Annotated in this window: 9 protein-coding genes; 3 read left to right on the top strand and 6 right to left on the bottom strand. The window is 53.5% G+C overall.

Annotated features, from left to right (window positions below; translation table 11 throughout):
* On the top strand, window positions 1-236 hold a 236-nt coding region (locus tag Q0510_RS19765; RefSeq protein ID WP_298715567.1), incomplete at its 5' end, for a helix-turn-helix transcriptional regulator.
* Window positions 237-278: 42 nt separating this feature from the next.
* Here Q0510_RS19765 and Q0510_RS19760 read toward each other — a convergent pair.
* The gene (locus Q0510_RS19760) at window positions 279-842 is read right to left on the bottom strand and encodes a hypothetical protein (RefSeq protein ID WP_298715566.1); all 564 of its coding nucleotides are present in this window, start codon (window positions 840-842) and stop codon (window positions 279-281) included.
* A gap of 254 nt (window positions 843-1,096) precedes the next feature.
* Between Q0510_RS19760 and Q0510_RS19755 the strand changes: the two genes are divergently transcribed.
* Window positions 1,097-1,597 (top strand): SMI1/KNR4 family protein, encoded by a 501-nt coding sequence (locus Q0510_RS19755; protein ID WP_298715564.1) that lies wholly within the window; start codon window positions 1,097-1,099, stop codon window positions 1,595-1,597.
* Entirely contained in the window at window positions 1,575-2,189 is a 615-nt protein-coding gene (locus tag Q0510_RS19750; protein ID WP_298715562.1) for a hypothetical protein, read from the top strand. The genes Q0510_RS19755 and Q0510_RS19750 overlap by 23 nt, the downstream gene beginning before the upstream one ends.
* Window positions 2,190-2,250: 61 nt before the next feature.
* On the opposite strand, the gene Q0510_RS19745 is transcribed toward Q0510_RS19750, so the two are convergent.
* From Q0510_RS19745 to Q0510_RS19725, 5 genes are all read right to left on the bottom strand, one after another.
* Window positions 2,251-2,649 (bottom strand): GreA/GreB family elongation factor, encoded by a 399-nt coding sequence (locus Q0510_RS19745; protein WP_298715559.1) that lies wholly within the window; start codon window positions 2,647-2,649, stop codon window positions 2,251-2,253.
* 551 nt (window positions 2,650-3,200) lie between these two features.
* Window positions 3,201-4,205, bottom strand: coding sequence for an outer membrane beta-barrel protein (locus tag Q0510_RS19740; protein ID WP_298715557.1), 1,005 nt, complete (start codon window positions 4,203-4,205; stop codon window positions 3,201-3,203).
* A gap of 309 nt (window positions 4,206-4,514) precedes the next feature.
* Window positions 4,515-5,705, bottom strand: coding sequence for a glycosyltransferase family 87 protein (locus Q0510_RS19735; RefSeq protein WP_298715555.1), 1,191 nt, complete (start codon window positions 5,703-5,705; stop codon window positions 4,515-4,517).
* Window positions 5,706-5,750: 45 nt separating this feature from the next.
* Complete coding sequence (locus tag Q0510_RS19730) at window positions 5,751-6,209, bottom strand: YhcH/YjgK/YiaL family protein (protein WP_298715553.1); 459 nt, start codon at window positions 6,207-6,209, stop codon at window positions 5,751-5,753.
* 42 nt (window positions 6,210-6,251) lie between these two features.
* On the bottom strand, window positions 6,252-6,804 hold a 553-nt coding region (locus tag Q0510_RS19725), incomplete at its 5' end, for an AraC family transcriptional regulator (protein ID WP_298715551.1).

The following is a 6,804-nucleotide window of genomic DNA, read 5'->3' as shown; positions in this document are numbered from 1 at the left end:
GCGCCGTTTGCCTTCATCCCAAAAAATTCTCGGAAGGCTTCCGACTCGTATTCGGCCTCACGTTGAAAGATTACATCACGCAACTCCGCATCAACACCGCCCGGCGGCTCCTGCAGGAAACAAACGCCACCATCCGCGAAATCGCCGCACAGGTCGGTTACGACAACGACAGCGCCTTCTTCCGCGCCTTCCACGCCCACACCGGCCACTCGCCCGCTTCGTTCCGGAATGGATGAAGCCCTCCCGGACCGGAAGGGCTTCACCACGGTAAGAAAGCCTTACAGCACGTTTTCCTGCTCGGCCACGTTACCCGCCAGGTCAAACACCTGTATCCTGATGCGGGTGCCGCTCAGCGCGGCATTTACCTTCTTTGCGGAGAAGTACCAATCGAAACCATTCCCGTTTGCGGTAGCGGCGCCTTCTTCCAGCAATGAACCATCGGGCGAAAACATGGTCAGATGCACGTCCTTCACCAGGAAGTCGTCCACCGCCCGGATGCGGATCTTGTCTCCCGCCTTGCCTGTGTAGGCATCCGTATCGATCTCGCGGATCTCGGGAGCATTAAAACAGTCGGCCATCGCTACATTGTAAGCCGATTGCCCGTTCCTGGCCGAGGCCTTGTACGCGGCGTACACATCGGGGTCGTTTTTCATGGACCGCGCATACACGGAACTCATCTGGAACTTTTCCCGGACATTCCCGAGGCCTTCCGTTGGGCCGCCGGTAAACTTTCTAGGCCGCTTGCAAATAATGGATTTGCCCATGTGCTGGCGGATCACGAATTGACCGCCCAGGGTCCCGGAAACTCCGTGAAGGAGGAGGTTGTCTGTGGCTTTTGCCATAGAATAAGGATTATGGGTTAAAAATGGCTGTCGGGGTTTGACAGCATTACTCGAATATTTTGTAACGTCAAAGGTCGCAAGCACGTTTGTGAAAAGACTTGCAGCAAAGGACAAAAAACTTGCAGGAAAGGAGATTTTTGCTTGTCTCGCTACAGGTGAACCGAATGTAGACCGAATGTGAAGCGGACAAGAAATGAAAGAAAGCCCCTGATAACCGGGAAATTGGTAATTTACATGATAATCTAACTCCGCACATGTTCACCACTACCGATATCATCTCAGAACTGGAGAAGTTCTCCCCCAACGTCATTAAACTCGGTCCCCCTATCACCGACGACCGCATTACCGCATTCGAGCACACCCATCACGTTTCATTGCCAGCCGACTACAAGGCGTTGATCTCCCGGTTCAATACCCTGGAGCTCCTCGGCAATACGATCTACGGGATCGGCCCTGTCGATTTTCCGCAGACGCTGGAAAGCGTGTACGAACGCGAGCACCACCAGGTGGAAACCCCGCAGCCCGGTTACCTCGTCCCTTTCTCTTCGGATGACAGCGGCAACTTTTATTGCTTCGACACCCGTTTCGTGAACGACGAATCCACCGACTGCCCCATCGTGTTCTGGGAGTCCGGCGCCTCCTCCCAGGAAAACGAGCCCGAGCTAGTCAATGAAAGTTTCTACGAATGGGTAATGGAAATCTTCATCGGCTGGACGCTCGATTTGATCCATTATGACGGAAGCCCTAATGCATAATAACGATGCCCAGAAAAAGATACACGCCCTTCCGGCAATATGTCCTCTACGCCTACCTCCTGGCAGCCAGCCAGATGCAGCCTGGTCCGCGCTCCTCTCCAGCCTGGCAGCCAGCCTGCTCAACCTGTATTTCCTGCAGCGTTTCGCCATGTCCAACTTCCATGGGATCGGCGCGCCGCAATGGATATTGATCAGCCTGTCCACCGCCGCCATCTGCTACTGCGCCTATACCAATTACATGTTGCTCGCCGGGAAGCGGGAACAGCAAAAGCGCCATTTCTTCCGGTATAACCTGTGGTTCAATATCATCCAGATCCCGAATTTCAATCTATTCGGGGTGATGATGATGATCAACCTGGGTATAAAATGCATGCCTTACATTTCCAATGCCGGCGGCATCGACTTCGGGATCGATATTGAATTGTTTGAAATGCAGGTAGTGGGACAATACAGCGCTGCATCCACCGCCGTGTATTTTGGGCTGAACATCATTCCGATATTCATTGCCATCCAGCTGGACCGCGCGCTCCAGGGCATCCGGGAGGATGAAGAAGATAAGGAAGTGGCGGAGTTCCTTGCCGAAGCAAAATAATTACATAAACAAACGGGCGCCTCAACAGGCGCCCGTTATTGTAAATTTCCAATTAGAGCTATCAGTCTCTTTCGTTAAACACTTCTTTGATCGTAAACTTCTTCTTCCCGCCCGGCACCTGCCACATCACTTCCTGCCCCTGCCGGAAACCGATAAGGGCCACGCCTACCGGCGCCATGACGGATATTTTTCTTTGTTTGATATCGGCTTCTTCGGGTAACACTACCGTTACCTCCATCTCTTTCGGACGGTCTGATTCCTGGATGATGACGCGGGAATTAAGGCGTACCACGTCCGCAGGGAAAGCTTCCTTGCTCACCAGCTTGCCCTTCCTGAAATCAGCCAGCAGCGATTCCACGACCGCGGGGCCGAAGGCACTTTCCCTCGCACCTTCCTGCAGGCAGGCGTGGATCACATCATAGTCATCCTTCCTGAATATAGGTTGCTGTTTCTTTTGCATGGTGTAAAAGATTTAATAATGATTTATATATGTAATAGTATTTCCGGTGCGGCTTTTCAAGGCTTCGCACCAGGCTTTTTAAACATTCCGGTTATCAATACGATCAGCAGCAATGGCAGGGATATATACAAAGCCCGGTACCAGCCCGCATTATTCAACAGCCCCGCGCGTAAAATCAGCGCGTTGGCGATTACTAAAACGAACAAAATCATGCCGCCGATGGAAACCTCTTGTTGATTTCGCATCTGAGCAATTCAATTAAGCATCGAATAAAAGCAGTAAGAAAAACCCCTGAACCCGGAGAAACGCTTAATGGTTCAGGGCAAGCGTATTGAAGTCCTTAAAATTTGAGAAGTAGTATAACTTCTTGCAGAAAGTGCGGAAAGACACGCTGTTGCAGGCATACGTCACCCCTGCAACCGGTCGGTAACACCGGGCACTTTTCAATCTGGGCAGTATGGTAAATCCTGACATAGGAACAAATATACTAAACTTTTTGGGGAAGAACAAACCGGCAGCGCCCATTCCTGCGCGCCGCCGGTTTAAAATATCTAAAACTTGATCCGGACACCCGCATTCAGGCCCAGACCGCCGATATTGATATACGACTTCAAATCATTGGCAGGCGCATTATCGTTCTTGTAATTCGTTTGCGCGCCCGTACTGCCCGTGGGCGTGTTGGAATTCTCGTCCAGCACCGTCACATACGTGGTATACCGCTCCGCATGGCTCAGGTCGTCAATCCCCCGCCCCGGCAGCTGCTGCAGCACGTCGCCCGACTGTACATTCACCACGTTATTCGTTTCGCTGTATTTCGTCACCTCCTTTTCTTTGCTACGCACCGGCACGTTCCGGTACTCCGCTTCGGCGAAAATGTCTATCCGCCGGGAAACATTATAATTGAAACCCATCGCCCCCTGGAACCCGAAGGTAGGATTGGGCTTGATCTCCTCCGTCCGGCTGATATCCGTTTTCACCATCGTGCCCGCGGGCAAAGGCACGCCGGCCGGCCGGCTCATCCGCATGGCTTCCGTCTCGATGATCAGCTTGCCCCACAACGGCACCACAAAGCCGAACCGCACATACGGGTTGAACTTCTCATAACCCGGGCTCAGCACCAGGCTCGGCGCAAAGTCGATGGCGTTCACGTGCCCGTCGGACTCAATCCGCGCCGCGTCTTTATTCAACCCTTCGAAAACACTGACGTTCCGTGTCATGAGGTTCTCCTGGCTGTGGAAATAATTGAAAGTGCCTTCTATGGCGATGTGCTTGTTGATATTATACCCCACGGTAAGCCCGCCGCGCAGCCCTTCGCCGTAAGAGCCCGTGAGCACCCGCTCGAATACCTCCGTGACGGCCCCGGTAGCCGGGTTCACGGTGTTGCGGATATCCCGCGGCGGATAAGGGCCTACATCAGGGAATTGTCCGGGCGAAACGCTGAAGAAATAACCGCCTGCCACTTTGAGATACATTTTTTTGGGAACATTCTGGGCCTGAACGCCCTGGGCCAACAATAATGCCGCCATCCCCAGGATTGCATGGTACATCCGGTTCATATGCGTAGTTGTTTTGGTGATCAATAAACGTATTATTCCTAAGTTAAGGATTTTCAAGCAATTACCGCGATTTCCATGCCACATTTAAACAGCTGTAACCACGCCCCGGCACAAAAAAAAGTTCCCCCGGAAACGGAGGAACTGGTAATGCTTATGATGCTAAGATAAAAGGGGGACTACAGTAATCAGGTAACGGGATCAATATGGACGACAATGCCGCGGGGCAAAAAACAAACAGGGGAAACAACCATCGGTTTCCGGATGCAATATCCCCGACGGATGTTTCCCCTGCGTTACGGGAAAATGAATTTAATGTGAAAACTGCGCACCCACCTGCGGCCAGCGGAGGAACCGCCGCGTAGTGACCTGGAACACGATCAGCAACCACAATATCAGGCTGGGCATCGCTTTGGCTGCATAAGGCACTACCAGGTTCTTCTTCACCCAGGACGTTACCAGGTCGGAATGGGAAAAGCTCGTGCCGATCAGCAAATACACGAAGAAGATATCCGCCGCCCGGCTCCGCGGCTGCAACATATACCAGATGCAGGCCGCCGGGAACGCGATGATATAAGTCGGAGATTCCGAACTGCTGGAATACAATACCGTGAAAAGCAAAGTAGAACAAAGGATCAGGAGCTGGTAGCGCACATCGTCCTTATACTTCAGCCAGATGTACTGCGCCGCAAACAGCACCATGGCCGGGCCTATCACCACGAGGTTGGACAAATACGGCAGCCGGAACGTCCGCTTGATGAAGCCCATCGCGGAAATGTCCTGCAACACGATGCCCTTGTCGATCTGCGCGTTCTGCACATTCTTCACCACCAGCGCATTATACCATTCCACATACATCCTTACCACGAACTGCGGCGAAGACAGCACCATCGGCGCCGCAAACCACACCGCTCCCCACAGCACCATGCTGCCGATCAGCTTCAGTTTATGCCGGGAAAAGAAGAAAAACGCAAGCCCCACAATGCCATACACCTTCGTCAGCGTCGCGAACATAATAAAACACGCCGCCCAGAAGTCCTTCTCCTTCCGCATCATCGTATAGCCAAAAATGATACAGGCCGCCACGATAGGGTTGAACTGGAAATAACTGCTCGCCGCCATCAGCTCATGGCTCGCGAAAATGATCACCAGGTTCTGCTGGATCCGGTTCAGCGGCAGCTGCCGGATCGCCAGGAACAGCACCGCCGCATTGGTCAGCACCCAAAGGATGCTCCCCAGCCAGTCGGGCAGGATGGCGAACGGCGCGATCAGCACGCTGAACAGCACCCCGTAGTTATTCACATCGAAATACTCGGGATAAGGCCCGTAGAGCGTTTGTCCGTGGATGGTATGGAGATAGACATGCTTGAAAATCGTGTAGTTGTTGTGGTTGTCGACCATGAACTCCTTCAGGCCAACGATCGCCGACAAACCGAACCAAAGCAACAATGCAAGCCATTCCTTCCCGCCCAGCCAGGCCAGTGTGAACCGTTTATTTGACATGATAATTTTATTAAATACGGCCGCAAAATAGTAAAATCCGGGGGACTATTTACCCGTCGCGATCTTGATGACGATCTTGCGCACCTTTACGGATTTCCCCGAAATGAGGTTGGGCATATGCAGGTCGGTGGGCCAGAAGATGGCGAAATCCCCGGGCGTAAGCCTGGTGTAGAAAGACGGGCGGTCGGCCCAGAGCATGAAATCGTCGTTGTCGTCGTAAGGACGGCTCACCTGCTGCCCGCGCAGCATATCGTGCCCTACCAGCTCTTCGCCCGAAACAATATACTGTACATCGATATGTTTGCGGTGCGATTCCATCTGCTCGCCTTCGGCGGGGATGGTATCGTATTCGTTGACGATGGCGAAGATGCGGTCGCCCTCGATGCTGTGTTTTCCTTTCTCAAGCCCGGCCAGGCCGGATTCCCGGAGCCATTTGAATGCCGCCTGGAAGCGTTCCCCCAGTCCCGCGTACTTGTCTGCGTTCGCTAATGTGTCGATGATCATGGATATTGGATTGGCGGGCAAGATACGCTGTTTCCCGGTTCTTTACACCCCGCGCTTCAAACGGTATTGCTGCGGCGACACGCCCATCAGCTTGCTGAACATCCGCGAGAAGTAATACGGATCTTCAATCCCGACCGCATACGCGATCTCCTTGATCCGCATATCCGTAAACAGCAGGTATTGACAGGCTTTCTGGATTTTGAGGTGATGGAAATACTCCAATGGCGAATAGCCCGTCCGCTTGCGGAAAATAGCCGAATAATGGCTGGCCGACAGGTTCGCAGCGCCCGCCAGGTCGGCCAGCGTGAGGGAGGCGCCCAGCTGTTCGCGCATGTGGCTGATCGACTGCTCCACTGCATCCCGGCTGGTATGTTTTTCGGACAGGCTAAAGGGCTCCTCGTACAGGAAGCCCGCCAGGTAATGCCATAAGCACATGTTCGCATAGCCGAGATTGTCGTTCCCGTAACCCCGCTCCAGGCTGGCGTACATATCTTCGAACAGGTCGAGGCGCTTCTGTTGGAAAGTCACCCGGCCGTGATGCCCCCCGAAGCGGCGCTCCACGGCGGCGGCGGCATCCGCGGCACGCGGACCTTTG

The sequence above is a fragment of the uncultured Chitinophaga sp. genome, from assembly GCF_937874145.1.
Lineage (GTDB): Bacteria > Bacteroidota > Bacteroidia > Chitinophagales > Chitinophagaceae > Chitinophaga.
This window is presented reverse-complemented; position numbering and strand designations above follow the sequence as displayed.

Bases quoted from the DNA above. Each gene is read 5' to 3' on its own strand.
- Q0510_RS19760 (WP_298715566.1), bottom strand. From the start codon at position 842: ATGGCAAAAGCCACAGACAACCTCCTCCTTCACGGAGTTTCCGGGACC.
- Q0510_RS19755 (WP_298715564.1), top strand. From the start codon at position 1,097: ATGTTCACCACTACCGATATCATCTCAGAACTGGAGAAGTTCTCCCCC.
- Q0510_RS19750 (WP_298715562.1), top strand. From the start codon at position 1,575: ATGACGGAAGCCCTAATGCATAATAACGATGCCCAGAAAAAGATACAC.
- Q0510_RS19745 (WP_298715559.1), bottom strand. From the start codon at position 2,649: ATGCAAAAGAAACAGCAACCTATATTCAGGAAGGATGACTATGATGTG.
- Q0510_RS19740 (WP_298715557.1), bottom strand. From the start codon at position 4,205: ATGAACCGGATGTACCATGCAATCCTGGGGATGGCGGCATTATTGTTG.
- Q0510_RS19735 (WP_298715555.1), bottom strand. From the start codon at position 5,705: ATGTCAAATAAACGGTTCACACTGGCCTGGCTGGGCGGGAAGGAATGG.
- Q0510_RS19730 (WP_298715553.1), bottom strand. From the start codon at position 6,209: ATGATCATCGACACATTAGCGAACGCAGACAAGTACGCGGGACTGGGG.